The organism is Thalassococcus sp. S3 (assembly GCF_004216475.1).
Taxonomy (GTDB): domain Bacteria; phylum Pseudomonadota; class Alphaproteobacteria; order Rhodobacterales; family Rhodobacteraceae.
The window spans coordinates 1,038,817-1,062,163 of the sequence record NZ_CP022303.1 but is presented as its reverse complement, the minus strand read 5'-3'; the positions used below and the strand labels follow the sequence as shown (position 1 = coordinate 1,062,163).

Sequence of the window (23,347 nt, the reverse complement as noted above, 5' to 3'; positions counted from 1 at the left end):
AGACAAAGGCAAGACCATGGTTCAGGCCTCCGCATCGTCCTCACCACACCTGCCCGCGCGGGTCATGTTGTACAGTCACGACACGTTCGGGCTGGGCCATTTGCGTCGCTCCAAGACGCTTGCGACGGCGATCACGCGTGCGGATCCGACGGCCTCTGCGCTGATTCTGACCGGGTCTCCGGTGGCTGGCCGCTTTGCCTTTCCCCAGCGGGTCGATCATATTCGCCTGCCCGGCGTGACCAAACGCCGGGACGGAACCTACGTCTCGCAAACGCTGGGGATGGACATCGACAGCACGACCGCTCTGCGCTCGGGGCTGATCCAGTCCGCGATCGAGCAATACGAACCAGATCTGCTGGTCGTCGATAAGGAACCCACGGGCTTTCGCGGCGAGTTGCTGCCTGCGCTTGAGACGTTGCGAACGGCTGGCAGCACCAAGATCGTGCTGGGCCTGCGGGACGTTCTGGATGAACCCGAAGTGCTGTCGGCGGAATGGGACCGCAAGGGCGCACTGACCGCGGCGGAAACCTTCTATGATGAAATCTGGGTTTACGGACTGCGCTCGATCTATGACCCGACCGAAGGATTGCCGCTGAGCGATGCCGTCAGGGCCAGAATGCACTGGACCGGCTATCTCCGCCGCACGGTGCAGGAAGAGCCTGATCCGGCGGAGGCGCCGCCCTACATCCTGATCACGCCGGGCGGCGGAGGGGATGGGAAGGCGCTCGTGAACCTCGTCCTTTCGGCCTACGAACGTGATCCCGATCTGACACCGGATGCCAAGCTGGTCTATGGTCCGTTCCTTTCCGGTGACACGCGGGAGGATTTTGAAGCCCGCGTTGCGCGGCTGAATGGTCGTGTGAGTGCGGTGGGCTTCGAATCCGAGATCGAAACCCTGTTCGCCGGCGCCCAGGGCGTCATCTGTATGGGCGGCTACAACACTTTTTGCGAGGTTTTGTCCTTCGACAAACCTGCCGTTATCGTGCCCCGCACGGTGCCGCGTCTTGAACAATATATCCGCGCCAGCCGTGCGGAGGATCTGGGCCTTGTGCGCATGCTGGATGAAAAGCGCGACGGCATGACGACCGAGGCCATGATCCGCGCCATCCGGTCCTTGCCGGAGCAATCGCCACCATCCGCCGCGATGTCCGACGGCGTGCTTGATGGGCTGGACTATGTGACACGCCGGGTTGCGCATCTGCTGAACCCCGAAAGGCGCTGCGCAGCCGAATGACTGAAAATCCTACACTCGCCGTCGTCGTAAAGGGATGGCCCAGATTGTCCGAAACCTTCATCGCGCAGGAACTCGTCGCGCTGGAGGAAGGCGGCCATCGTTTCGATATCTGGTCGCTGAGACATCCCACGGACCAGAAAACCCATCCGCTGCATGACAGGCTGAAAGCCAGGGTGCGGTATCTGCCCGAATATCTGCACGACGCACCGGATCGCGTCGCCCGGTGCCGGGAGATCGCACGCGGCCTGCCGGGATATCGCGAAGCCTACGACCTGTGGCGGTCGGATCTTGCGCGTGACCGGTCGCACAATCGTATCCGCCGCTTTGGACAAGCATGCGTGATGGCCGCCGAACTGCCGCAGGCAACACAAGGACTTTATGCGCATTTCCTGCATACGCCCGCATCGGTCACGCGATATGCAGCCGTGATGCGCGGCCTGCCCTGGAGCTTTTCGGCCCACGCAAAGGATATCTGGACCTCCCCTGATTGGGAGATCCAGGAAAAGCTTGATCCGGCACGGGCCGGTGCGGCCTTTGGTGCCACATGCACCGGGTTCGGCGCCCAGCACCTCAAGGATATGGCCGCGGCACCCGACCGGATTGATCTGGTCTATCATGGTCTGGATCTTGCCCGCTTTCCGCCTCCGCCCGCGCGTATCTTGCGCAGCCCACAGGGGCGGTTTTCGATGCTCTCCGTCGGACGTCTGGTCGAAAAGAAAGGCTTTGACCGTCTGCTCGCCGCTTTTGCCCGGCTTCCCGAAACCGTCGATTGGCACTGGACCCATATCGGGGGCGGCGATCTGAAGACGACGCTTGCGGCGCAGGCCGATGCCGCCGGGATCTCCGCCCGCATTACGTGGCGCGGCGCCTGCGATCAGCCCGAGGTGATCGAGGCGATGCGCCATGCCGACCTTTTTGTGCTGCCCAGTCGCGTGGCCGAGGACGGGGATCGGGACGGTTTGCCAAATGTGCTGATGGAAGCCGCGTCCCAGCGCCTGCCGATCCTGTCCACCCCGGTGTCGGCCATTCCGGAATTCATCACCGACGGTGTCGAAGGCACCTTGGTGGGCGACGACCCGCAGACCCTTGCCGAAGCCATCGTCGCGTTGTCGGAAAACCCCGACCGCGCCGCGCAAATGGCCGACGCCTCCTATCATCGGCTGCGCGCCGATTTTCAGATGGAACCGGGGATCCAGCGGCTGTCCCGCCGTCTGAGCGAGATGCTGTCAGGCGCATGACCCGCATCGCGTTCTATGCGCCCATGAAGGCGCCGGACGATCCCGTCCCGTCGGGAGATCGCCAAATGGCGCGAGGATTGATCAAAGCACTGGAACATGCAGGGTTCGAAGTGTCGCTGATCTCAAGGTTCAAAAGCCGTGACGGCAAGGGAGATGCCTCACGCCAGCAGCAGATACTCCGTCAGGCAAAGGCGGAGATCGAAGCCGTGTCAGCGGCAGAATTCGACATCTGGCTGACCTATCATAGCTACTACAAGGCGCCCGATCTTCTTGGACCCACGCTCAGCCGGGCACAGGGCAAACCCTATGTCCAGATCGAGGCCACGCGCGCGCGAAAGCGTTTGTCAGGCCGCTGGGCACGATTTGCCGAAGCGGCGGAGAAGGCCTGCGATGTGGCCGACGTGATTTTCTATCTGACCGCTCAGGACAAGGAAACACTGGAGGCATACCGGCCCGCCCATCAGCGTCTGATCCACCTGCCCCCTTTCCTGCCAAGGCTCGCCCTGCCCGAAGCCGCCCGGCCCGAGAAACACAGCATCGTTCTGAGCGCCGGAATGATGCGCGCAGGGGACAAGCAGGAAAGCTACCGCCTGATTGCCGAAACGCTCCCCCTTCTGCGCACACCCGGCTGGAAGCTCGATATCGCAGGCGACGGTCCGAACCGTTCCAGCGTCGAGGCGCTTTTTGAGGAGACATCCGAAAGGGTCAGATTTCTGGGAGAGTTGTCCCCGGACGCGCTGCAGTCAGCCTACCGCGATGCGGCGCTCTTTTTCTGGCCGGGCGTGAACGAAGCCTTCGGAATGGTCTATCTTGAGGCGCAAGCCGCTGGCTTGCCGGTCGTCGCGCAAAACCGCCCGGGCGTGATCGACGTGCTGGCCGAAGCCGCGCAACCGACCGTCGAGGACGGTCCACGCGCGCTGGCAGCACGGATAGAGAGCCTGATGACAAATCCCCATTTGCGCGCGGCAGAGGGGCACGCAGCCCGCGCCAAGGTCGCGGCCGACCATCTTCTGGCGTCGGCAGCGAAACGTCTTTCGGACGCCTTGCGCCCACTTGCGGAGAATGCGCCGTGATCCGCCTTGCATTGCTTCGACATGGCCATACCGCCTGGAACCGGGCCGGTCGGATACAGGGGCGCAGCGACGTCCCGCTCGATCAGGATGCCCGCGTGAGCCTTGGCAATCTCGGCCTGCCCTCCCCTTGGGAGGAGGCCGATCTTGTGGCCAGTCCGCTTGGCCGCGCAACAGAAACCGCGCGCCTGGTGGCCAAACGGGAAGCAACGACAGAGCCCGCCCTGATCGAGATGAACTGGGGTGATTGGGAGGGGCAATACGGAGCAGAACTGGCCGACAGACCCGGTTCGGGATACCTGCCGATCGAGCATTGGGGCTGGAGCTATCGTCCACCGGGCGGGGAAAGCCCTGACGAGATCAGGGCGCGCCTTTCGCCCTGGCTTGCAACGCTGAAACGGGACACGGTTGCCGTTACGCATATTGGCGTAATGCGGGTTCTGCTTGCAATGGCGCATGGCTGGGATTTTTCGGGTCCGGCACCGTTCCGTATCAAGCGGAACCGCTTATATGTGATCACGCTTGGGTCGTCGCTTGGCGCCGAGACCGATGCGCCCATCCGCCTTGTTTCTCAGGATGCCTTATGAAGGTTTTCATCGCTGTCACGCATCTTTTGGGAACCGGGCACCTGCGCCGCGCCGACATGCTGGCGCGCGCCTTTGCCGCCAGGGGCGACAGCGTCTGCATCGCATCCGGGGGCCTTGCCCTGGCGTTGCCCGAAATGCCCGGCATCTCCCGCATTCAGTTGCCACCTCTGAAATCCGATGGCACCGACTTTTCTCGGCTGCTGACAGCGGACGGCAGTCCGGCATCGTCCGCTTACCTTGCCAATCGCACCGCAACGCTCTGCAACGCGATGGTTCAGGCCAAGCCGGATATTCTGATCACAGAGCTTTTCCCTTTTGGCCGGCGCAGCCTGAACGACGAGTTTCTGGCCCTTCTGGAGCGCGCGCACGACATGCAGCCCCGGCCGCGCATCTATTGCTCGATCCGCGATATCCTGGCGCCCCCCTCGAAACCTGCCAAGGCAGAGCGCACGGATGACATCGTCACCCGGTACTATGACGGGGTCCTGGTCCACTCCGATCCAGATGCGACCCCGCTTGAGGCAAGTTGGCCCGTCTCGGATCGTCTTTCCCCTTATCTCAGATATACCGGCTATGTCGCTCCGGAGCCGCCAGAAGCCCATCCCCGGCAGCTAGGCGCGGACGACATCATTGTCAGCGCCGGTGGCGGTCCGGTCGGCAATCATCTTTTTGAAACCGCGGCCCGGGCTGCGTCTGATCTGCCCGACCGGACATGGCGGCTTTTGGTGGGCGGTTCAGAACCTGCGAGCGTTGTGACCGCGCTCAAAGCCGGCGCGCCCGCAAATCTCATCGTGGAGCCGGCACGATCGGATTTCCGTCAAATGCTGCGTCATGCGGCCTGCTCCGTCAGCCTCTGCGGGTACAACACGGCACTTGACGTTCTGCAAACGGGGATCCCGGCCCTTTTCGTGCCCTTTGACGATGGCAAGGAGGTGGAACAGGGTCTTCGCGCACAAAGCCTTTCATCCCTGCCCGCGATTTCGGTGATGCGCGCCGCCGAGATGACAGCCGCGGGTCTTGCCGACGCTGTCTCGAAGCTGTGCGCGGAACCACGCAGAGAGCCATCGAAACTGCGGATGTCCGGCGCATCCGAAACGGTCCGGATCGCGAAAGAACATGCGAGGACCGCTCCGTGACGGCCATCTGGCGCCCCCTTCGGCAAGAACTCGACAAGTGGCGTGAGGACGGACTTCGTTTGCCAATTTGGTGGCGCGACGATGACGCGGTGGCCGCCACACCCGCACTTGATGAATTGGCGCGGTTGAGCACGCAGACCGGCCTTCCCGTGCATCTTGCCGTCATCCCCCACCACGCGCAGGCTGATCTGGGCCGGAAGGTTGCAGCAACCCCACAGGTCATACCGGTCGTCCACGGATGGGCGCATGTCTCACATGCTCCGTCAGGCGAGAAGAAGGCTGAGTTCGGCGCGCATCGCCCCATCGCACAGATGGCGACGGAGGCTGATCAGGGGCGCGCGCGCCTGTCTGAACTCTTCAAAGATCGGCTGCGCCACATGTTCGTGCCGCCTTGGAACCGAATCGCAGACGATCTTCCCCTTCATCTTGCGAAGGCGGGATATCAAAGCGTCTCTACCTACCTGCCCCGCAAGGCGCGCAAAGCGGCGCCGGGACTGGTACAGATCAATACGCATCTTGACCCGATCGACTGGAAAGGCACGCGGGGGCTGATCGAACCCGACCGTCTGATCGCGCATCTCGTCAAGCTGCTCGAAGATCGTCGCCGGGGCATCACCGATGCCAGCGAACCCCTGGGTCTTTTGACCCATCACCTTGTTCACGACACCGATGTCTGGGTCTTCATGAAACAGCTGATCGAAGAATTGCGGGCCGGGCCGACCGAGATCTGGACTCACCCCGCGCCAGGAAAGGATACCTTGCCATGAGCCGTCTCGACAGCATGCTGCGCCGCCTTGCCGCACAGCGGGATGGGTTGAATTGGGCCGCCCATTCCGTGGCCGACAAACCCGGAGATGTCCTTGATCTCGGTCTCGGAAATGGCCGCACTTATGATCACCTCCGTGAAGTCCTTCCTCAGCGCCGGATCTGGGTGATCGACCGGGTTTTGCAATGCCACCCCTCCTGCGTGCCGCCGGAAGATGATCTCCTACAAGGAGAAGCCGAAGCGATGCTTGAAGAACTCGCCACGCGCAGTGCCGGCATCGTTTTGGCACACTATGATTTCGGGTTCGGAGTGAAGGAGAAGGACGTCGCCGAAGCCGCCCGGCTGAGCCCCCTTATCGCGGCGGTGATGAAACCCGACGGTCTGATCGTCTCCGGCCAGCCCCTCATCGGCTTTGAAGAGCTTTCAGGCCCAAGCGAGATCGCACCTGACCGTTACCTCTTTTATCGCAGCTGATGATCCGGCGGAAACATTGCTTAATCATTCGACATGTGCGTCTTTAGGCATAGCTAAGGCGCAACCGGAAGCAGAATGCAGGAAGGATCAGGTGCTGGATCTGACGCGATCATTGAAAAACCGCGAACAGCTTCAGGTGAGCACCCGATGCCCGCATATCCAGCTTGAAGCAGAAGTATGGCCGGCAGGCGGGTTTTCGGGCAAGGCCCACTACGTTCGCCTGCTCGAAGCGCTTCGTTCCGCCCACCTTGAGGTCGGGCTGCGCGCGGCACTGGGCCGGGCCGACCGGCAAGCTGCCGATCATGAATATGCCGCACTGAGATGCCTCGACCAGGATCTGGGTCCGACATCCCGGTCGGCGGGCAAACGGCCGTTGTCAGAAGCCGAAGCCTGGGGCGTCTCTTACGTCTTGATTGGTTCGACCGCCGGGGCAAAAACAATCCTGAATTCAGAGAGTATGAAACCGGAATGGCCGCAGGCCTATCTTGAGTATCAACGGGACTTCGCCAGATCGGGTGGATTAAGGCGGTTCTTCGACGCCCTTGATGCCGCCACGATTGACTTGGCCCGGACCAAAGCCGCCGCAATTCACCTGTTCGAAAGACTTCAGACCATGATGATCGAAAAGACCGATGACAAATGAACTGATGTCGGATGCCATGCAAGAGGCGCTTGCCGTTTGCGAAAGCGAGCCGGTTCACATCCCCGGCTGCATCCAGCCGGTCGGCGCCCTCATCGCCTTCGACCCCGACACGCGACGCGTGCTCTATTACAGCGAGAATGCACCAGAGGCCCTTCGCATGACAGGCTCCGAACTTCTTTCGGCCGATTTGCGTGAGCTCTTCGGGGCCGAAGGCTGGCACGACATAAAAAATGCGGCCTCTCATCCTGCATTCCGGTCAGGTCGCGTACAGGCCGGCGTGATCGGGGTGGAAGGGGCTGCCTATGCCACCCACGGTTTTGCCTCGGGAGACATCTGGGTTCTCGAATTGGAAGAGGTCGGCGACATCAAGGCCCTCGATGCGAATGTGCTGACCGATCTGACGCAACTGACGCTGCGCGTGGACACACAGGCGGACGAGATCGACCTGCTGAACCGGACGGTCAAACTTCTCAGGACCATTACCGGATATGATCGCGTGATGGCCTACCGGTTCGACCACGACTTCAACGGCGAAGTTCTGGCCGAAGCGCGCCGTGCTAACCTGGATCCCTTCGTTGGCCTGAACTTCCCGCATTGGGACATTCCCGCCCAGGCGCGGGCGATCATGGCGAAAGTGCCGCTGCGCTTTATCTCCGACAGCGCACAGGAACCCATCGCGCTGATCAAGGCCACAGCGACTTTGCCTGAGCTTGACCTAACACCGTCCCATTTCCGGGGGACGTCACCGATCCATCTGCAATACCTTCGAAATATGGGAAGCCAGGCCACGATGACGATGTCCATCGTGATAGAGGGCAGCCTTTGGGGCATGATTTCGTTTCATCACCAACGTCCCCGGATCCCTCAACTGCGCATTCGGCAGCTTTGCGAAGCGTTCGTTCCGATCCTGCAGAACAAGCTGCAAATCTCGCTTCAGAAAACGCAGTTCCAGATCAGCGAAGTCGTGAACGACATGCGGGACAAGGTGCAAAAGGAGCTGGTGGACCGCAATTCCCTTGAAGACACGTTCCAGCGTTTCGCATCTGGTCTGCTGGAGGCTTTTGAGGCGGACGGCATCGCCTTGATAACCGACCCGGAGCACTTTCGTCACGGGCGCTGCCCCGATGCATCGATCGTCGATCAGATCATCGGGATGAGCGCCACGGCCCCGGACGGCCTGTTTTACACCGACTGCATCAACGAAACGCTGCAAACCGAAAGCGACGGGTTGGATGAGGCGGCAGGTGTGTTGTGCTTTTCCATGGGAAACAAAAATGCGCTTTGCATCTTCCGCAACAGCCGCACCCGAACCGTCAGATGGGCAGGCGCCCCGCAAAAAACGGTAGACGTGGTTGACGGTATGAGCCGGCTGTCACCGCGTGGCTCTTTCTCGGTCTTTATGGAAAGCGTGCAGCATCATTCGATGCCTTGGCTCTTGCGGGACATTCAACTGGTCAAGGGATTGGGGCGCAGCCTTCTGGAATCAAACCAATGGAACGCCATGCTCGCCACGGCCCGGCTGCAAAAGCAGCAAGAGCTGATGATTGACGAGTTGAACCACCGCGTTCGCAACATCCTTGCCCAGATCCGGTCCATTTCGCGACAGGCGCGTCAAAGCTCGACCAGTCTGGACGAATACTCGATGGAGCTTGAAGGGCGGATCAACGCGCTTGCCTCCGCCCACAATGCCGCCGCTGGCCCCGGCGCCAAGCCGGTATCACTCGCCGAGCTGATCCAGACCGAGGTGATACCATACGTCCAGACGCGAACAGATCGTCTGACAATCACCGGCCCCGACATAAAGCTCGAGGCGGATGCTTCTCCGCTGGTTGCGCTTATCTTTCACGAACTCGCCACGAATGCCGCGAAGCACGGTGCTTTGTCCAATGCGGATGGCTTTGTGCAGATAGAGATCCAGGAGGTCGAAAAAGGCATCCAGGTGACGTGGATCGAAAAGGATGGCCCGCCCGTCAACAAGCCCAATCGTCGGGGATTTGGTTCTACTCTTCTGGAAAGGGCTATCCCGTTCGAGCTGGGTGGCACCAGTCATCTGACGTTCCATCACGATGGGGTCGTTGCGGATATCATGCTGCCGTCGGTTCTGATGACCAGTGGCGCCGACACCGGGTCGATCGACGCGCTTGATCGACCGTCCGAACCGGTGGACATGTCACGCGACATATCAAGTGATGGGTTGGTCCTTGTGGTCGAGGATAGCTTTGTTATTGCCTCCGACATCAGCACAATGCTCACCGACTTTGGCTTTTCGAATGTCGAGATCGCGAGCTCCGTCAACGATGCACGCGACATCATTGCAAGTGAGACGCCGATCGTCGGTTTGTTCGACGTCAATCTTGGCGGATCGGAAACCAGCGCGGAACTGGCGCATGAATTCAAATTGCTTGGAATCCCGTTTCTCTTTTCCACCGGTTATGGCAGCAAGGCCATGAACGAAGAGGATTTTCCGGACGCTGTGATCCTGACAAAGCCCGTGAAGAAGAAAGACCTGTTTGCTCAGCTTTCCCGCCTTTTGAGCTGACGGCCTTCTGTCAGCAAGAGGTTTACAGCCTCCAGAAGGTTTTCGCTCGAAAACGGTTTGGACAGGATTGCGTCCGCGCCCAGATCGTTGGCAAGGCTCAGGGCATGCCCCATTCCCTTGTTATGAACAGAGCCGGAGACGGCTAAAATTGGCATCTCGTCGATCCAGGCAAGTTCGGGCAGTTTGCCCGCCATGCGTAGGCGGCCGATCAGGAGGATGCCGCCATCGGGTATGGCCTGCCCCTCACGCCGTATGATCAGATCGGCGATCAGCAGGTCAAAACGCCCGCCTTCAAGTTCTTCATTCGCCGATGCGCCATCCTGAACGGTGATGACGTCATGGCCCTCCAGCATAAGCAGGTCGGCCAGGTCAAAGGCCTGAGCCGGATCGTCTTCCATGATCAAAATCCGCGCCATACGTCTTGAGGTCCCTGATTGGTGTCGCACCTGTGACCGCGTCCGCGATCAATCACCCGGCACGGTATATATCACAATCCGCCAACATCAACTTAAGACCGCGTACGCTGCACCAACGTCAGACGCGACGCCCCTGAGACCACACACCACGCAAGACCGGCGTATCTGCAAACATCTGAAACCGCACTACGTCACCGCGAAGTCCCGGTTGGATCGCGCCCCGATCCTCCAGCCGGGCCGCACGGGCCGGAGCGGACGTGACCGTTGAAAGCCCACGGGCCATATCCCCCCAAAGACGCCCCAGCTGACAGGCGCCCTGCAAGAGGGCGGCGGGCACATAATCCGATGACAGGATGTCCAGAAGATCAAGCTCGGCCAGCTCTCGCGCGGCCACATTCCCGGAATGCGATCCGCCGCGCACAAGGTTCGGTGCCCCCATGATCACGGCGATGTCGTTGGCATGGCAGGCGCGGGCAGCCTCGACCGTGGTCGGGAACTCGGCAACGTGGATCCCGTGTTGCGCCGACACCGTCACCTGGTCTTCGGTGGTGTCATCATGGCTCGCCAGCACCGCGCCGTAGCGACGGGCCTCTGCCACAGCGCCTGCCTCATGCGCATCCCCCAACCGGCCCCGCAATTCCTTGAGATGCGCGACATGCTCCACAAAGGCCGCATCGCTCATCGCGTGCTTGCCTTTCATATAGGCTTCGAGCTTCGAGAGATCTCGAAACTGTCGCTGACCGGGCGTGTGGTCCATCAGGCTGACAATACCGACGCGATCGTCAGGCCCAAATTCCGCCATCTCCTCCAGCAGGGTTTCCGAACACACCTCGGCCCGGAGATGCAGGAAATGGCTGATCTTCAGCGCCCCTGCCTCGCGCTGCTCCCACAACTCACTGGCCAAACCGCGCGCATATTTCAGATAGCGCCCCTTGCCGCGCGGGATGGACCCGACCCGCATCGCATCGAAGACCGTGGTGATCCCGGTTCCGGCCAGTTCGGCATCATGCGCGATGATCGCCGCCGCATGTGGCCAGTTCACCTTGGGGCGCGGCTCGATATGCCGCTCCAGATTGTCGGTGTGCAATTCGACAAGACCAGGCGCCACGAAATCACCTTCACAATCGATCGCGCCCGTCGGCACCGACGCTCCGTCACCGATTTCAGTGATCACGCCGTCCCGGATCTGCAGGCTGCCAAGCCGGATTTCCGTTGGCAGGACAAGCCGGGCATTGGCAAGGGTCAGGGTCTCTGTCATGTCACCGTCACTTCATTTTGCCATCTGGGTCGCGCAGGAGATCGTCGAGGATGCCCCCTACACGCTATGCAATCTACTACGCGCCACCCAAAGGGGCGCGATGGGCGCAATTCGGCGCCAGCTGGCTTGGCTGGGATATGCTGGGCGGGGTCGAGGCCGCGCATCCCGACCTTCCGCTGGACATATCGGCAATCACCGAAACGCCCCGGAAATACGGGCTTCACGGCACCATAAAACCGCCCTTCAAACTGGCGGCGGAACAGACCGAAGCGGAGCTGCGCCGCGCCTGCGAGGCCCTTGCCGGCCGTCTTGGGCCGATCCGCCTGGACGGTTTGCATCTTGCCCGTCTGGGCGCGTTTCTTGCCCTGCGCCCGGACGGCGCAGAGGAGGCCATTCGCGCGTTGGCCGCAACCGTCGTGCGCACGCTTGATCCCTTTCGCGCGCCCGCCGACCCGGCGGAGCTGGAGCGTCGCCGCGCCGCCAATCTGACGACGGAGCAGGAGGCCAATCTGGTAACCTGGGGGTATCCTTACGTGATGGACGCGTTTCGCTTCCACATCACCCTGACCAGTCGCCTGCCCAAAAGGGACCTTGCCGAGATCGAGGCCATTCTGGGAACACATCTCGTCCCGCTTCTGCCCCGTCCGTTCCATATCACCGACCTCGCGCTGGTCGGCGAAGCAGCGGATGGTCGGTTCCACCTTTTGCATCGCTATACCCTCTCCGGGTGAAGCAGCGCGCGACACTCGGCCACGGTCTCGGACAGCGGCCCGCTGTTATCCACCTCATAGACGCAGGCCAGCCCCTCCGGCAGCGGCAACACCGCACGGTCCAGACGCCGCGCGCGATCCGCCTTGTCTTCACGGCCTCGCAGGCTCAGCCGCTCTGCCAGCACCTCCCGCGATGCGACAAGGGACAGTACGATCAAGTCGGGCACTTTCTTCTGAGCGTCCAGCAGGACGGAACGGGACAGATTGACAAGAACCGACCGACCAGCGTGCAACTCCTCCTTAACCTGAACCGGCACACCATAGGACAGGCCGTATGCCCCCCAGTGCAGCAGAAAATGTCCTTTCGCGACCATGTCGTCGAACACGGTCTTGTCTACGGCGTCGAAAGCCTCGCCGCCCGCATCCGCCGCCCGGGTGATGACGCGGCGGGCGCAGATCGTCGTTTGATCTGCCGCCGCCAGTGCCTGCATGAGACTGTCCTTGCCCACACCCGAAGGGCCGACCACCGCGATCAGGCGCCCCGTCATGGCGTAAACTCCGACACATCGATATTCCGATCACAGACCCGCTTCCGGGCCGCCAGATCGTGAAAGATCCCGACAATTGCTGCCCCGCGGGCCTTCGCCGCCTGGATCAGGTCCAGCACGGTATCACGATTGTCCGCGTCAAGGCTCGCCGTCGGCTCATCCAGCAAGAGCGCCGGATAGTCATGCACGAAACCGCGTGCGATATTCACCCTCTGCTGTTCTCCGCCGGAAAACGTGGTTGGGCTCAGCGACCAGAGCCGTTCCGGGATGCGCAACCGTGCCAAGAGCGCCTCTGCCCGCGCCAGCGCCTCCCCTTCCGCCACGCCTAGGGACAGAAGCGGTTCGGCAACCACCTCCCGCGTGGGCACCCGTGGCACAACGTGCAGGAATTGGCTGACATAGCCCAGCGTTTCGCGCCGCAGCGCAATGATCTCTCGTGATGCTGCCTGCGCCACATCCACGTCACCTACAACGATGCGCCCGGACGCCGTCAGGTAATTCCCGTAGATCATCCGCATCAGCGTCGACTTGCCCGCACCCGACGCGCCGGTCAGCGCCACGCATTCCCCCGGTTCGACCTGCAAGGTTGCTCCGGCCATAACCGGGATCACCGCGCCTCCCTGGTTGTGCAGTGTAAAACTCTTGGAGACGTTCTGAAGTTCAATCATCGCTCTTCTTCTCGATCCAAATACGGAAAGGGCTCACACATGCAACACGCTCGACACCAGCAGTTGCGTGTATCCATGCTGCGGATCGTCAAGCACCTGGTCCGTAAGCCCCGTTTCCACCACGCATCCGTCTTTCATCACCATCAGCCGGTCCGCCAGCAACCTCACAACCGCCAGATCATGGGTCACGATCAGCGCGCTCAGCCCCATCTGCCGCACCAGCCCGCGGAGAAGATCGAGCAGTCGCGCCTGCACACTGACATCGAGCCCACCCGTCGGCTCGTCCATGAAAACAAGCCGTGGCCCCGTCACCAGATTGCGCGCGATCTGCAGGCGTTGCTGCATGCCGCCGGAAAATGCCGTGGGCCGGTCGTCGATGCGGCCTGCATCGATCTCGACCCGTCCCAGCCAATCCGCCGCCTGTCCCCGGATCTGGCCATAATGCCTCGCACCGACCGCCATCAACCGCTCACCGATATTGCCACCCGCGCTCACCCCCATGCGCAGACCGTCCCGCGCATGCTGATGGACAAAGGCCCAGTCTGTCCGGCCCAACATCCTGCGCTCCGGCTCAGACATTCGAACCGTGTCGACCGGCCCCTCGGCGCGCGTATCAAAGATCACCTGGCCCGTATCCGGCGTCAGATGCCCCGCAAGGCAATTCAGCAGCGTCGATTTCCCGGACCCGCTTTCGCCCACGATCCCCATCACCTCTCCGGGATAGAGATCGAATGACACCTCGGTGCAGCCGACACGTGTGCCATAGAATTTCGCGATGTCACGGACCTCAAGCAGCGGCGTCATGATCAGCCTCCAGAAAGCTGCGCACTTTTGCGTTGAAAGCTTCCGCGGCATCGATATTGGCGATGTGGCCCGCGCCCTTCAGCACATGAAAGTCCGCGTTCGGGATCTGATCTGCGGCAAAGCGTGCGCGGACATGGGTCTGGCGGTTCTTCTCGCCCACCATCACCAGGCTCGGCTGGGTGATCCCCTCAAGGTGTCGGCGTCCGTCATAACGCAACGCCGCCCCCAGCGTGTCGCCCAGCGCACCCCGGCTCATCTTCTGCAACGCGGCCTTGGTATAGGCGCCCGCCTCCCGCGTTTCCGCCCCCATCTGACTGTCCGGCAACGCCCGGAACAAGGCTGGGCCAAGCGCCCAGACCAGCCCGACAAAGGCCTGCCCCGCCGCCCTCCCCAGACCGCTTTTGGCGACATAGGGCACCGCTTCCGCCATCACCAGATGGCTCACGTCTTCCGGCCAGCGCGCGGCCAGTTCCAGCGCGACCATTCCACCCAGCGAAAGACCGATCACCGCGTATGGCGCAACGGCTGCAGCCTGCAACGCGCGCTGCACGTCCTCTGCCATTCCCGGCACGCCGCCGCGCACCGGGCCTGACGCCCCATGCCCCGGCAAGGTCACGCATACCACCCGATGGTCGTCTGCAAATGCTGCGACCTGGGGCGCCCACATCTCCGCATCGACCCCTGCCCCGTGCAAGAAGACAAGGCTGCGACCTTGGCCTGTCTGACTGAGGACCACGCGGCTCATGCCCCCGGTGCCTCCCGCCGCGCGCTGCAATAGTCGGTATCCGAGCAGATAAACATCCGCCGTCCCGCATCGTCCATAATCACCTCGTCGAGATAGCTGTCTTCCGCACCGCAGAGATCGCAGGCATGCTCCGCCTTGCTCGCCTCGAAGGGGTAGTCGTCAAAATCCAGGCTCACCACCTTGGTAAAAGGCGGTACGGCATAAATCCGCTGCTCCCTGCCCGCCCCAAAAAGCTGGATCGCAGCCATCTCCATCTTCGGATTGTCGAATTTCGGGATCGGCGAGGGATCCATCACATACCGCTCGTTCACCCGTACCGGATAGGCGTAGGAGGTCGCGATCGCGCCGTGCTGGCTGATATCCTCGTAAAGCTTCACATGCATCAGCCCGTATTCTTCCAGCTCATGCATCTTGCGGGTCTCCGTCTCTCTCGGTTCCAGAAAGCGCAATGGCTCAGGGATGGGGACCTGATAGACAAGGATCTGGTCTTCGGTCAGTGGTGTTTCGGGGATGCGATGGCGGGTCTGAATGACAGTCGCATCCGCCGTCTTCTCCGTGACCGCCACATCCGCGGTCTTCTCAAAGAACTTCCGGATCGATACCGCGTTCGTCGTGTCATCCGCGCCCTGGTCGATCACCTTGAATGTATCGTCGGGCGTCAGCGTGGCCGCACTCACCTGCACCCCGCCTGTCCCCCAGCCATAGGGCATGGGCATCTCTCGGCTGGCAAAAGGCACCTGATAGCCTGGGACTGCGAGCCCCTTCAGGATCGCCCTCCGGATCATCCGCTTCGTCTGCTCGTCCAGATAGGCAAAGTTGTACTCCCTCATTCCGCCGCCTCCGCCGCGACGACGCCCGCACGGGCGGAGGAGCGCTCCGCCGCCTCCTGCCTCAATTTCCGCACCAGCTCCAGCTCCGCCTGAAAGTCCACGTAATGCGGCAGCTTGATATGCTCCAGAAAGCCCGTCGCCTGAATGTTATCCGCGTGGCTCAGCACGAACTCCGCATCCTGTGCGGGCGCGCCGACATTCTCTTCCCCCAACTCCTCCCAGCGCAGCGCCCGATCCACCAGCGCCATGGAAATGGCCTTGCGCTCGGTTTGCCCGAAAACCAGCCCATAACCGCGCGTGAATTGCGGCGGCTCTGTCTTTGAACCCTTGAACTGGTTCACCGTCTCGCATTCGGTCAGTTCCAGCTCACCGATCTCGATGGAGAACCCAAGCTCCGGCACCTCCATCTCCACCGGAACCGCTCCGATCCTCAGTTCCCCCACAAAGGCATGGTTGCGCGCATATCCGCGCTGGGTGGAATAGGCCATGCCAAGCACGAAGCCCTCGTCACCGCGTGTCAAGGACTGCAGTCGCACGGCCCGGTCCACGGGATACTCCATCGGTTGGCGCGTCATATCACCGGGCGTGATATTGCTCTCCGGCTCCTGCTGAATCACGCCCTCCTCGTTCAGAAACGATGTGATATGCGGCAATGGCTCCGTGCGGGGCGCGCCCTCCGGCGCGGCGGCCACCTCGCCTTCAGCCGCCAGTTTGAAGTCTAGCAACCGGTGCGTGTAGTCGAAGGTCGGCCCCAGAACCTGCCCACCGGGCGCATCCTTGAACGTGGCGCTGATGCGGCGCGTGCAGGCCATCCGCCCGGTCTCGACCGGGGCGCTTGCACCAAAACGCGGCAAGGTCGTGCGATAGGCTCGGATCAGAAAGATCGCCTCGATCAGATCTCCCCGCGCCTGCTTGATCGCCAAGGCAGCCAGCTCAGGATCGTAAAGCGAGCCTTCCGCCATTACCCGATTGACCGCCAGGCTCAATTGCTCGCGGATCTGGGCCAGGCTCAGTTCGGCGACAGCCTTGTCGCCACGACGCTCTTCGGCGAGCCAGGCATGGGCATTCTCGATGGCGCGTTCGCCGCCTTTGACCGCAACATACATCGCCTATTCCTCCGCACCGATCTGCGTGCTGCGCGGCAATGCCGCCAAGACGTCGCCGCACGTAAAGAAGAAATCGAGCCCCAGTGGGTAGAGTGCGGCGTTGCGGGCCAGCTGATCTGGGTCAGGCACCGAAAGCTGGGCCGTGGTTTCAATTCCGGGCCCGCGCAAGACGGCACCCGCAGCCTCCAGCTTGGGGACTTCCGCGATCAGCGTACAGGCCCGATCAGGATAATCGCTGCGCCCGACCGAGTAGGCATGAAGGGGCTGAAGGTCCGCCCATGTGCCGATGGCAAAGACCGCACGATCCGCAGTGACCATCGGCGCGCCGGTGTAAAAGGCGATCCAGTCGCGTATATCGGACGTGTCGGCTGCACCGGCAAGATAGAGACCCGTATCCATGTCGCAAAGCGTCAGGATCAGCGTGCCCGCCGCAGGGCCGAGCGGCGCGGGCGGGGCGGCGGTGGCGAGCGTTTCGATCCGTCCAGGCCGGGCCATCACGTTCATGGCGACCCGAAAGGCACGGGCCGCGTCAATCGGGGCATCCGCGAAACCACCGGAAAAAACCGTGTTCTGCATCAATCCTCTCCCCGAACGAGCGTGAAGAATTCGACCTTCGTCGCCGCAGCCTTTGCCGCACGGCGGGTTTTGGTCGCCTCGACGGTTTGGGAGAGCGGTCGCAGGACCGCAGCCTCGACCGCGCCCGCAGCATCCGTCTGCATCAGTGCATCGACGATGGCTGCCGCTTCGGCCTTGGCCTTGCTGCGGCCCTGAACGTAGCCATGACCGACCGCCCCGCCCGCAAGGGTCAGGCTGCAGCGTGTGACTGTCATTTCGCCCAGGTTGAATGGCGCACCCGAGCCACCCATGCGGCCCCGGACCATGACCCCTCCGACTTCGGGGGCGCGCAGCCAGGTGAAGTCAGGTTTGGGGCCATAGTCTGACCAGAGGTTCAGAAAGACGGCCTCCGGCGCTTTGGCCAGAAGGCTCATCCAGCCCTGGCGGGCTGTCTTCGCATCTGCTGCGGCGTCGCTCATCTTTGACCCTTGTGCATTTGTCTATTTAATTTATACAACTATACAAATCTTATCCTGCGGTGCGCCGCGCCGCAACCCGCCTGATGTGAAAAGTTGATGACAGCATGGCCCGCACCGCGATCTGGACCTCGATTTCCCGCGCGCTGACCGCAGATATCGGCGAGGGGCGCTTCGCGACCGGAGACCGGCTGCCGACCGAAGCGCAGCTTGCCGCGCGGTTCGGCGTAAACCGGCATACCGTGCGCCGGGCGCTGGCGGATATGGCGGATCAGGGGCTGGTGCATGCGCGCCGGGGGGCAGGTGTCTTCGTGACGGCCCGACCCACGGATTACCCGATCGGGCGGCGCGTGCGGTTTCACCAGAACGTGGCCGCGGGTGGACAGGTTCCGGCCAAGCGGATCCTGTCGCTTGTCACACGCGTGGCGGATCAGCGGGAAGCCACGGCGCTTGATCTGGCGACAGGCGATCCGGTTCATGTCTATGACGGGCTTTCGCTTGCCGACGATCAGCCAATCGCGATTTTCCAGAGCGTTTTTCCCGCCCAACGACTACCCGGTGTTTTGATGGCTCTGGAGGAGACACAATCGGTCACCGAGGCCCTGAAACTCAGCGGGGTCACGGACTACACGCGGATCTCAACCCGGCTTACAGCCAAGCTCGCCACCGCGACACAGGCCCTGCATCTCAGGATCGCGGAAGGCGCGCCGATCCTGCGCTCTGTCGGGATAAATGCCGATGACGCCGGTGTTCCGGTGGAATATGGGCGGACATGGTTTGCCGGTGACCGGGTGACGCTGACGCTCAACGCCGATGACTAGGGCTCGTACTTGGCCAGAAAAGCTTCGGCCTTGAGCGTCCGGAAATCCTCCAAAGCCGCGCGGAGCCGGTCGTGGCCCCAGTCCCACCAGGCCAGCGCCACCATGCGCTCCGCCACCGATTCCGGCAGACGACGCCGGATGGGCTTTGCCGTCACGCCTCCGACGATTGTGTAAGGGGCCACATCCGTGGTGACGATGGCGCCGGAGGCCACGACCGCACCGTGGCCGATGGTCACTTCGGGCTTGATCTGCGCGGCATGGCCGATCCAGGTGTCATGACCGATATGGGCAAGGCGGGTCTGCCGATGCGCGAACCAGGCCTCATCGCGTTCGGCATCCGGCCAGTAATCGTGCGAACGATACATGAAATGGTGCAGGCTGGCGCGGTCGAGCGGGTGGTCCGTCGCGCCGATCCGCACGCAACTTGCGATGTTGGAGAATTTGCTGATCCTTGCATTGGCAATGTCGCATAGACGGTCGCAATAGGAATAGTCGCCAATCTCCGACGCCGTCACGCGGGTCCCGTAGGCAATCTCGACATACCGGCCAAGATGGCTGTGCGCGATGGTGCAGTCTTCATGGATCAGCGGCTCTTGGGTGAGTTTGGGCATGCGTGAAGAGATTTTATGCCTCCGGCGGGAGTTTATCTGGCAAGATGAAGGACCTTACCGTCCGCTCTCGTCCCCGGCAATCAGGCGCCGGCGGAGCCAGCCGGAGAACCAGTCCATCAACACCACCATCAGGATGATGAGAATGATGTAGTAGCTCACCTCCTCCCAATCCTTTTGGGTGATGATCGCCTGGGTCAGCATCAGGCCGATCCCGCCGCCGGTGATGGCGCCGATGATCGTCGCGCTGCGGGTATTGGATTCCAGGAAATATAGGATCTGGCTGAGCAGCACCGGGACGATCTGCGGGATCACGCCAAAGCGGTAGCGCTGGATCGGTTTCGCGCCGGTCGAGGCGATGCCTTCGATCTGCTTGTTGTCCACATTCTCCAGCGCCTCGGAGAAGATCTTGCCGAAAGTGCCGGTATCGGTGACGAGGATGGCGAGCGCGCCGGTCAGAGGGCCGGGGCCGAAGGCGCGGGCGAGGATGATTGTCCAGATCAGGGCGTCCACCCCGCGCACGAAGTCGAAGAGCCTGCGCATGGCAAAACGCAAGGCGCCGAAGGCCGAAAAATTGCGCGCGGCGGCAAAGGCAAGGGGCAGCGCCACGATGGCCGCGCCGAAGGTGCCGAGGAAGGCCATCAGGATCGTCTCAAAAATCGCCCAGACGACATCCTTGTGTCGCCACATGCCGTTATTCCAGATATCCGAGACGATGGCGCCTGCCTCTCCCGACAGGGCACGGGTTGCGACCTCTCCCGTGCTCAGCCCGTGATAGGGGCTGTCGAGGGTGAACCAGAAAAGCTCCCACCCGGTGAAGTAGCGGAACACTTCGGAGCGGTTGCGCGTGATCGTGACGCGGCCTGCCTCGGTGGTGATGGCGAGGCGATTTTTCGAGGCGTTGATCCAGTCGGGCAGGTCGCCTTCGGGTAGGATCGCGTTCACGCCGCTGCGGCCGGGTGTGGCTTCGACAAGGCCGTAGCCGGGAATGTCATAGGTGATCGTTTCGGGCCCGAAAAAGACGACATGCCCGTCGCCAAGGTCGATCTGCGTTGTCTCCCCCATGGCGACCCAGTCGGGTGCGGTGCCTTCGGGATAGCGGCCCTTGCGCTCGCCTTCGATGGCGACCTCGATCTCGCCGTTGCGATTGTCTCGGGTGACGTGCGTTTTGTAGCTGTAGCTGTCGGCCACCAGTGTGCGTGCATTCTCGAGGCTGGCGCGCTGCGCAAGACCCGGCACGTCGAAGGCGAAGAAGACATAAACCAGATAAGCCAGCACCGCGCCGGGGATAGCGAAATTGGTCAGCCTTTTGCGGGTGAACAGGCGGTCGGTATCCGCCTTCAGCGTCTCGGCCATGCTCATGGGCGTACTCCGTGGGTCAACCGCTCGCGCAGCGCGCTGGAGATCTGATCGACCACCACAATGGTCAGGAACAGAAGGATGAAGATCGCCGCCGCCTGATCGTAGCGGCCCTGCCCCCAGGACATCGCATTGCGCAACTCGTACCCGATGCCGCCCGCGCCCACGAAGCCAAGGATGGCGGAGGCGCGGATGTTGATCTCGAACCGCAGCAGCGCGTAGCTGATGTAATTGGGCGAGACCTGTGGGATCACCCCGAGCCACATGCGCTGCGTCCATGTGGCACCCACGGACTGCAGGCCCTCGACCGGCTTGAGGGAGGCGTTCTCGTTGACCTCGGAAAAGAGCTTGCCGATGGCGCCTGCCGTATGGATTGCAATGGCGATCATCGCGGGCACGGGACCCCCGCCCAGAACAAAGATCAGGACCAGCGCGATGACGATTTCCGGGATGGCGCGGAAGATATCCATGATGCGCCGGAAAAGCGGGATCATCATGGGCCAGCGCGCCAGGCCCCGAGTGGAGAGTAGCGACAGAAGCGTGCCGAAAATGGCGCCCACAAGCGTCGCAGCAGCCGCGATATTGATGGTTTCGATCAGTGCCGGAATGTAGCGCCACATATGGCCTGGCAGGTTGGCGGCCTTCTCTACCGCCTCGCCCAGAACCTCGCTGGGATAGTCAAAGACATGCGTGATGCCATCCCAGAAACTACCGGCGTTGCGCGCATCGGCGGTAGAGAACCCCGCCACCATCAAAGCCACGAAGAGGATCAGTAGCAGCCCGGAATAGGCCCGCTTGCGGCGCACCTGCGCCATATAATCATCACGGATGCCACCCGAAGGCCCCGCCGTCACGTCCGCCATATCCGGCCCCTGCCTGCAAAAAACGGGGCCCGGCGATACACCGGACCCCGCATCATTGGTGCTAAAATCAGTTGGACTTCAATTTGCGCGCTTCGATAATCACTTCGTAGGCTTCGTGCGTGATCGGCTGCAGACCTTTCGCCTCACCCGACAGAACACCATAGGCGCAGTCCGGGTCGATGGCGGGCAAAGACGCCATGAGCGCGGTCATCTTGACCTTGGTGTCTTCGGGCAGCGCCTTGCGCAGCACGATGGGGCCTTCCGGGATCGGCTTGGACTGCCAGATCTGCACCAGATCGTTCATATCGACGAGGCCCGCATCGACCGCCTTGCGCAGCGCGCCGGAGTTGAAGCCGTCTTCCCACTCGCCCAGACCGTCGGCCCAGGTCACGCCTGCGTCGATGTCGCCGTTGGCCACGGCAACGATGGTCTGCTCATGGCCACCGGTGAATTTCACTTCACCGAAATAGTCGCCCGAATCCATCGTCGCGCCGGTTGCCTCGGGGATCTCGATGGACGGGATCAAGTAGCCGGAGGTGGAGTTCGGATCACCGAAACCAAACACCTTGCCCTGCATGTCTTCAAGGTTGGCGATTTCAGCGTCCTTGCGGGCAAAGCCGATGGAGAAGTAGCCATAGCCACCGTCCTGGTTCACCTTCACCAGGATCGGCTCAACCGCCTCCGGATCGCTCAGGAAGGTCTTGGCATAGCCCGATGCGCCCAGCCACGCCATGTCAATGGTGCCGCCCAGAAGGCCCTGGATCACACCATTGTAGTCGGCAGGAGCAAAGAGCTTCGTTTCTACGCCCAGCAATTCGGTCGTCTTGTCGGCCAGGCACTGGTAGCTGTTCAGCCGGTCCTGCGCGTTTTCGCCGCCCAGAATGCCGATGCGAAATTCGCTCACACCTTCGGCGAAGGCCGGCGTGATCAGGGCTGTGGATGCCACGAGGGCAGCAAGGACTTTTTTCATCTTCAAGGTCTCTCCTGTTGGTGTCCCGCACGCCATCCCCCGGCGCCGGGTGATGAAAGTCAGACGACCGCCTTGGCGTCCATCCGCGCGGCGGCGGTGGTGGCATCGAGCGTGTCGATTTCGGTTGAGGTGGCCGCTTCGGAGAAATCGGCGCCCGCGCCATAGATCTCCCGGGCCACACCGGTGGTCAGTTGCTCCGGCAGGCCGTCGAACACGATCCTGCCATCGCGCATTCCGATCACGCGGTCGCAATAGCGTCGCGCGGTATCGAGCGTGTGCAGGTTGGCGATGACCGTCCGCCCGTCTTCTTCATGAATGCGGCGCAGCGCGTCCATCACGGTCTGCGCGTTCATCGGATCGAGCGAGGCGATCGGCTCATCGGCCAGAATGATCTTCGGATCCTGCATCAACGCCCGCGCAATCGCGACCCGCTGCTGCTGCCCGCCCGACAGCGCCTCGGCCCGCTTGGGCGCGTGTTCGGCGATGCCCAGACGGTCCAGAATGTCGATGGCGCGGTGGATGTCAGCGGTCGGATAAAGGTTGAACATCGTGGCCAGCGTCGAGCGGCGGTTCAGCGTGCCGTGCAGCACGTTGCTGACCACATCCATGCGCGGCACCAGATTGAACTGCTGAAAGATCATCGCGCATTCCGACTGCCAAGCGCGCTTGGCCTTGCCGGTCAGCGCGGTCACGTCCCGCCCTTCAAAGACGATCCGCCCTTCGGTCGCATCCGCAAGCCGGTTGACCATTCGCAGCAACGTCGATTTGCCCGCGCCGGACCGACCGATGATGCCCAGCATTGTCGGCTTATCGACATCCAACGTCGCCGCATCGACAGCAACATTTGTACCGAACCGCTTGGTCAGTTTTTCGATCCGCAACACGCAGAAAATCCCCATCCGTTCCGGGGGGTCTGCTATCGC

General features: G+C 62.1%; 26 protein-coding genes. 11 read left to right on the top strand and 15 right to left on the bottom strand.

The features are described 5' to 3' along the window. Window positions 1–16: 16 nt before the first annotated feature. From CFI11_RS05485 to CFI11_RS05445, 9 genes are all read left to right on the top strand, one after another. Window positions 17–1,234: a glycosyltransferase family protein gene (locus tag CFI11_RS05485; RefSeq protein WP_130403843.1), complete on the top strand. Its 1,218-nt coding sequence runs from the start codon at window positions 17–19 to the stop codon at window positions 1,232–1,234. Further along, on the top strand, window positions 1,231–2,472 hold the full coding sequence (locus tag CFI11_RS05480; RefSeq protein WP_130403841.1) for a glycosyltransferase family 4 protein: 1,242 nt from the start codon (window positions 1,231–1,233) through the stop codon (window positions 2,470–2,472). The genes CFI11_RS05485 and CFI11_RS05480 overlap by 4 nt, the downstream gene beginning before the upstream one ends. Then, window positions 2,469–3,545, top strand: coding sequence for a glycosyltransferase family 4 protein (locus CFI11_RS05475; protein WP_130403839.1), 1,077 nt, complete (start codon window positions 2,469–2,471; stop codon window positions 3,543–3,545). Before CFI11_RS05480 ends, CFI11_RS05475 begins: the two co-directional genes overlap by 4 nt. Next, window positions 3,542–4,129 carry a histidine phosphatase family protein gene (locus tag CFI11_RS05470; RefSeq protein WP_130403837.1) on the top strand — a complete coding sequence of 196 codons (588 nt, stop codon included), beginning with the start codon at window positions 3,542–3,544 and terminating at the stop codon, window positions 4,127–4,129. The genes CFI11_RS05475 and CFI11_RS05470 overlap by 4 nt, the downstream gene beginning before the upstream one ends. Continuing rightward, complete coding sequence (locus CFI11_RS05465) at window positions 4,126–5,265, top strand: glycosyltransferase family protein (RefSeq protein WP_130403835.1); 1,140 nt, start codon at window positions 4,126–4,128, stop codon at window positions 5,263–5,265. Before CFI11_RS05470 ends, CFI11_RS05465 begins: the two co-directional genes overlap by 4 nt. Further along, a complete protein-coding gene (locus CFI11_RS05460) occupies window positions 5,262–6,032 on the top strand; it encodes a polysaccharide deacetylase family protein (RefSeq protein ID WP_130403833.1) in 771 nt (256 codons plus the stop codon). The genes CFI11_RS05465 and CFI11_RS05460 overlap by 4 nt, the downstream gene beginning before the upstream one ends. Then, on the top strand, window positions 6,029–6,505 hold the full coding sequence (locus tag CFI11_RS05455; RefSeq protein WP_130403831.1) for a class I SAM-dependent methyltransferase: 477 nt from the start codon (window positions 6,029–6,031) through the stop codon (window positions 6,503–6,505). Before CFI11_RS05460 ends, CFI11_RS05455 begins: the two co-directional genes overlap by 4 nt. 91 nt (window positions 6,506–6,596) lie before the next feature. After that, window positions 6,597–7,148 (top strand): hypothetical protein, encoded by a 552-nt coding sequence (locus tag CFI11_RS05450; protein ID WP_130403829.1) that lies wholly within the window; start codon window positions 6,597–6,599, stop codon window positions 7,146–7,148. Beyond that, the gene (locus CFI11_RS05445; RefSeq protein WP_130403827.1) at window positions 7,138–9,687 is read left to right on the top strand and encodes an HWE histidine kinase domain-containing protein; all 2,550 of its coding nucleotides are present in this window, start codon (window positions 7,138–7,140) and stop codon (window positions 9,685–9,687) included. The genes CFI11_RS05450 and CFI11_RS05445 overlap by 11 nt, the downstream gene beginning before the upstream one ends. Here the strand turns inward: CFI11_RS05445 and CFI11_RS05440 are convergent. Together CFI11_RS05440 and CFI11_RS05435 are read right to left on the bottom strand one after the other, a co-directional pair. Beyond that, window positions 9,663–10,103 (bottom strand): response regulator, encoded by a 441-nt coding sequence (locus tag CFI11_RS05440; RefSeq protein ID WP_130403825.1) that lies wholly within the window; start codon window positions 10,101–10,103, stop codon window positions 9,663–9,665. The two genes, CFI11_RS05445 and CFI11_RS05440, sit on opposite strands and share 25 nt — an antisense overlap. A gap of 118 nt (window positions 10,104–10,221) precedes the next feature. Continuing rightward, window positions 10,222–11,361 (bottom strand): alpha-D-ribose 1-methylphosphonate 5-triphosphate diphosphatase, encoded by a 1,140-nt coding sequence (locus tag CFI11_RS05435; protein ID WP_130403823.1) that lies wholly within the window; start codon window positions 11,359–11,361, stop codon window positions 10,222–10,224. 50 nt (window positions 11,362–11,411) lie between these two features. On the opposite strand from CFI11_RS05435, the gene CFI11_RS05430 reads away from it, so the two are divergent. After that, on the top strand, window positions 11,412–12,092 hold the full coding sequence (locus tag CFI11_RS05430) for a DUF1045 domain-containing protein (RefSeq protein WP_130403821.1): 681 nt from the start codon (window positions 11,412–11,414) through the stop codon (window positions 12,090–12,092). Here the strand turns inward: CFI11_RS05430 and phnN are convergent. From phnN to phnG, 8 genes are read right to left on the bottom strand one after another with little or no spacing between them, the layout of a single operon-like run. Beyond that, window positions 12,074–12,619, bottom strand: coding sequence for a phosphonate metabolism protein/1,5-bisphosphokinase (PRPP-forming) PhnN (gene phnN / locus CFI11_RS05425; protein WP_130403819.1), 546 nt, complete (start codon window positions 12,617–12,619; stop codon window positions 12,074–12,076). The genes CFI11_RS05430 and phnN overlap by 19 nt on opposite strands. Then, entirely contained in the window at window positions 12,616–13,287 is a 672-nt protein-coding gene (gene phnL / locus CFI11_RS05420) for a phosphonate C-P lyase system protein PhnL (protein WP_130403817.1), read from the bottom strand. The genes phnN and phnL overlap by 4 nt, the downstream gene beginning before the upstream one ends. 33 nt (window positions 13,288–13,320) lie before the next feature. After that, window positions 13,321–14,091 carry a phosphonate C-P lyase system protein PhnK gene (phnK, locus tag CFI11_RS05415; protein WP_130403815.1) on the bottom strand — a complete coding sequence of 257 codons (771 nt, stop codon included), beginning with the start codon at window positions 14,089–14,091 and terminating at the stop codon, window positions 13,321–13,323. Further along, window positions 14,075–14,836, bottom strand: a complete 762-nt coding sequence (locus tag CFI11_RS05410) for an alpha/beta fold hydrolase (protein ID WP_130403813.1) — start codon at window positions 14,834–14,836, stop codon at window positions 14,075–14,077. Before CFI11_RS05410 ends, phnK begins: the two co-directional genes overlap by 17 nt. Then, on the bottom strand, window positions 14,833–15,666 hold the full coding sequence (locus CFI11_RS05405; protein WP_130403811.1) for an alpha-D-ribose 1-methylphosphonate 5-phosphate C-P-lyase PhnJ: 834 nt from the start codon (window positions 15,664–15,666) through the stop codon (window positions 14,833–14,835). Before CFI11_RS05405 ends, CFI11_RS05410 begins: the two co-directional genes overlap by 4 nt. Then, the gene (locus tag CFI11_RS05400; protein ID WP_130403809.1) at window positions 15,663–16,772 is read right to left on the bottom strand and encodes a carbon-phosphorus lyase complex subunit PhnI; all 1,110 of its coding nucleotides are present in this window, start codon (window positions 16,770–16,772) and stop codon (window positions 15,663–15,665) included. The genes CFI11_RS05405 and CFI11_RS05400 overlap by 4 nt, the downstream gene beginning before the upstream one ends. 3 nt (window positions 16,773–16,775) lie before the next feature. After that, entirely contained in the window at window positions 16,776–17,348 is a 573-nt protein-coding gene (phnH, locus tag CFI11_RS05395) for a phosphonate C-P lyase system protein PhnH (RefSeq protein WP_130403807.1), read from the bottom strand. Next, window positions 17,348–17,806 carry a phosphonate C-P lyase system protein PhnG gene (gene phnG / locus CFI11_RS05390; RefSeq protein ID WP_130403805.1) on the bottom strand — a complete coding sequence of 153 codons (459 nt, stop codon included), beginning with the start codon at window positions 17,804–17,806 and terminating at the stop codon, window positions 17,348–17,350. The genes phnH and phnG overlap by 1 nt, the downstream gene beginning before the upstream one ends. A gap of 104 nt (window positions 17,807–17,910) precedes the next feature. Between phnG and phnF the strand changes: the two genes are divergently transcribed. Then, window positions 17,911–18,624, top strand: coding sequence for a phosphonate metabolism transcriptional regulator PhnF (phnF, locus tag CFI11_RS05385; RefSeq protein ID WP_130403803.1), 714 nt, complete (start codon window positions 17,911–17,913; stop codon window positions 18,622–18,624). Here the strand turns inward: phnF and CFI11_RS05380 are convergent. From CFI11_RS05380 to phnC, 5 genes are all read right to left on the bottom strand, one after another. Further along, entirely contained in the window at window positions 18,621–19,235 is a 615-nt protein-coding gene (locus CFI11_RS05380) for a chloramphenicol acetyltransferase (protein WP_130403801.1), read from the bottom strand. The genes phnF and CFI11_RS05380 overlap by 4 nt on opposite strands. 54 nt (window positions 19,236–19,289) lie before the next feature. Next, entirely contained in the window at window positions 19,290–20,594 is a 1,305-nt protein-coding gene (gene phnE / locus CFI11_RS05375) for a phosphonate ABC transporter, permease protein PhnE (RefSeq protein ID WP_130403799.1), read from the bottom strand. Continuing rightward, window positions 20,591–21,454 carry a phosphonate ABC transporter, permease protein PhnE gene (gene phnE / locus CFI11_RS05370; protein WP_130403797.1) on the bottom strand — a complete coding sequence of 288 codons (864 nt, stop codon included), beginning with the start codon at window positions 21,452–21,454 and terminating at the stop codon, window positions 20,591–20,593. Before phnE (CFI11_RS05370) ends, phnE (CFI11_RS05375) begins: the two co-directional genes overlap by 4 nt. Window positions 21,455–21,521: 67 nt before the next feature. Beyond that, on the bottom strand, window positions 21,522–22,424 hold the full coding sequence (gene phnD / locus CFI11_RS05365) for a phosphonate ABC transporter substrate-binding protein (RefSeq protein WP_130403795.1): 903 nt from the start codon (window positions 22,422–22,424) through the stop codon (window positions 21,522–21,524). A 59-nt stretch (window positions 22,425–22,483) separates the two neighbouring features. Further along, entirely contained in the window at window positions 22,484–23,308 is an 825-nt protein-coding gene (gene phnC, locus CFI11_RS05360; RefSeq protein ID WP_130409934.1) for a phosphonate ABC transporter ATP-binding protein, read from the bottom strand. Window positions 23,309–23,347: the final 39 nt, after the last annotated feature.

Coding starts and splice junctions, on each gene's coding strand:
- CFI11_RS05485 (WP_130403843.1), top strand. CDS start 17: ATGGTTCAGGCCTCCGCATCGTCCTCACCACACCTGCCCGCGCGGGTC.
- CFI11_RS05480 (WP_130403841.1), top strand. CDS start 1,231: ATGACTGAAAATCCTACACTCGCCGTCGTCGTAAAGGGATGGCCCAGA.
- CFI11_RS05475 (WP_130403839.1), top strand. CDS start 2,469: ATGACCCGCATCGCGTTCTATGCGCCCATGAAGGCGCCGGACGATCCC.
- CFI11_RS05465 (WP_130403835.1), top strand. CDS start 4,126: ATGAAGGTTTTCATCGCTGTCACGCATCTTTTGGGAACCGGGCACCTG.
- CFI11_RS05455 (WP_130403831.1), top strand. CDS start 6,029: ATGAGCCGTCTCGACAGCATGCTGCGCCGCCTTGCCGCACAGCGGGAT.
- CFI11_RS05445 (WP_130403827.1), top strand. CDS start 7,138: ATGACAAATGAACTGATGTCGGATGCCATGCAAGAGGCGCTTGCCGTT.
- CFI11_RS05440 (WP_130403825.1), bottom strand. CDS start 10,103: ATGGCGCGGATTTTGATCATGGAAGACGATCCGGCTCAGGCCTTTGAC.
- CFI11_RS05435 (WP_130403823.1), bottom strand. CDS start 11,361: ATGACAGAGACCCTGACCCTTGCCAATGCCCGGCTTGTCCTGCCAACG.
- CFI11_RS05430 (WP_130403821.1), top strand. CDS start 11,412: ATGCCCCCTACACGCTATGCAATCTACTACGCGCCACCCAAAGGGGCG.
- phnN (WP_130403819.1), bottom strand. CDS start 12,619: ATGACGGGGCGCCTGATCGCGGTGGTCGGCCCTTCGGGTGTGGGCAAG.
- phnL (WP_130403817.1), bottom strand. CDS start 13,287: ATGATTGAACTTCAGAACGTCTCCAAGAGTTTTACACTGCACAACCAG.
- phnK (WP_130403815.1), bottom strand. CDS start 14,091: ATGACGCCGCTGCTTGAGGTCCGTGACATCGCGAAATTCTATGGCACA.
- CFI11_RS05410 (WP_130403813.1), bottom strand. CDS start 14,836: ATGAGCCGCGTGGTCCTCAGTCAGACAGGCCAAGGTCGCAGCCTTGTC.
- CFI11_RS05405 (WP_130403811.1), bottom strand. CDS start 15,666: ATGAGGGAGTACAACTTTGCCTATCTGGACGAGCAGACGAAGCGGATG.
- CFI11_RS05400 (WP_130403809.1), bottom strand. CDS start 16,772: ATGTATGTTGCGGTCAAAGGCGGCGAACGCGCCATCGAGAATGCCCAT.
- phnH (WP_130403807.1), bottom strand. CDS start 17,348: ATGCAGAACACGGTTTTTTCCGGTGGTTTCGCGGATGCCCCGATTGAC.
- phnG (WP_130403805.1), bottom strand. CDS start 17,806: ATGAGCGACGCCGCAGCAGATGCGAAGACAGCCCGCCAGGGCTGGATG.
- phnF (WP_130403803.1), top strand. CDS start 17,911: ATGGCCCGCACCGCGATCTGGACCTCGATTTCCCGCGCGCTGACCGCA.
- CFI11_RS05380 (WP_130403801.1), bottom strand. CDS start 19,235: ATGCCCAAACTCACCCAAGAGCCGCTGATCCATGAAGACTGCACCATC.
- phnE (WP_130403799.1), bottom strand. CDS start 20,594: ATGAGCATGGCCGAGACGCTGAAGGCGGATACCGACCGCCTGTTCACC.
- phnE (WP_130403797.1), bottom strand. CDS start 21,454: ATGGCGGACGTGACGGCGGGGCCTTCGGGTGGCATCCGTGATGATTAT.
- phnD (WP_130403795.1), bottom strand. CDS start 22,424: ATGAAAAAAGTCCTTGCTGCCCTCGTGGCATCCACAGCCCTGATCACG.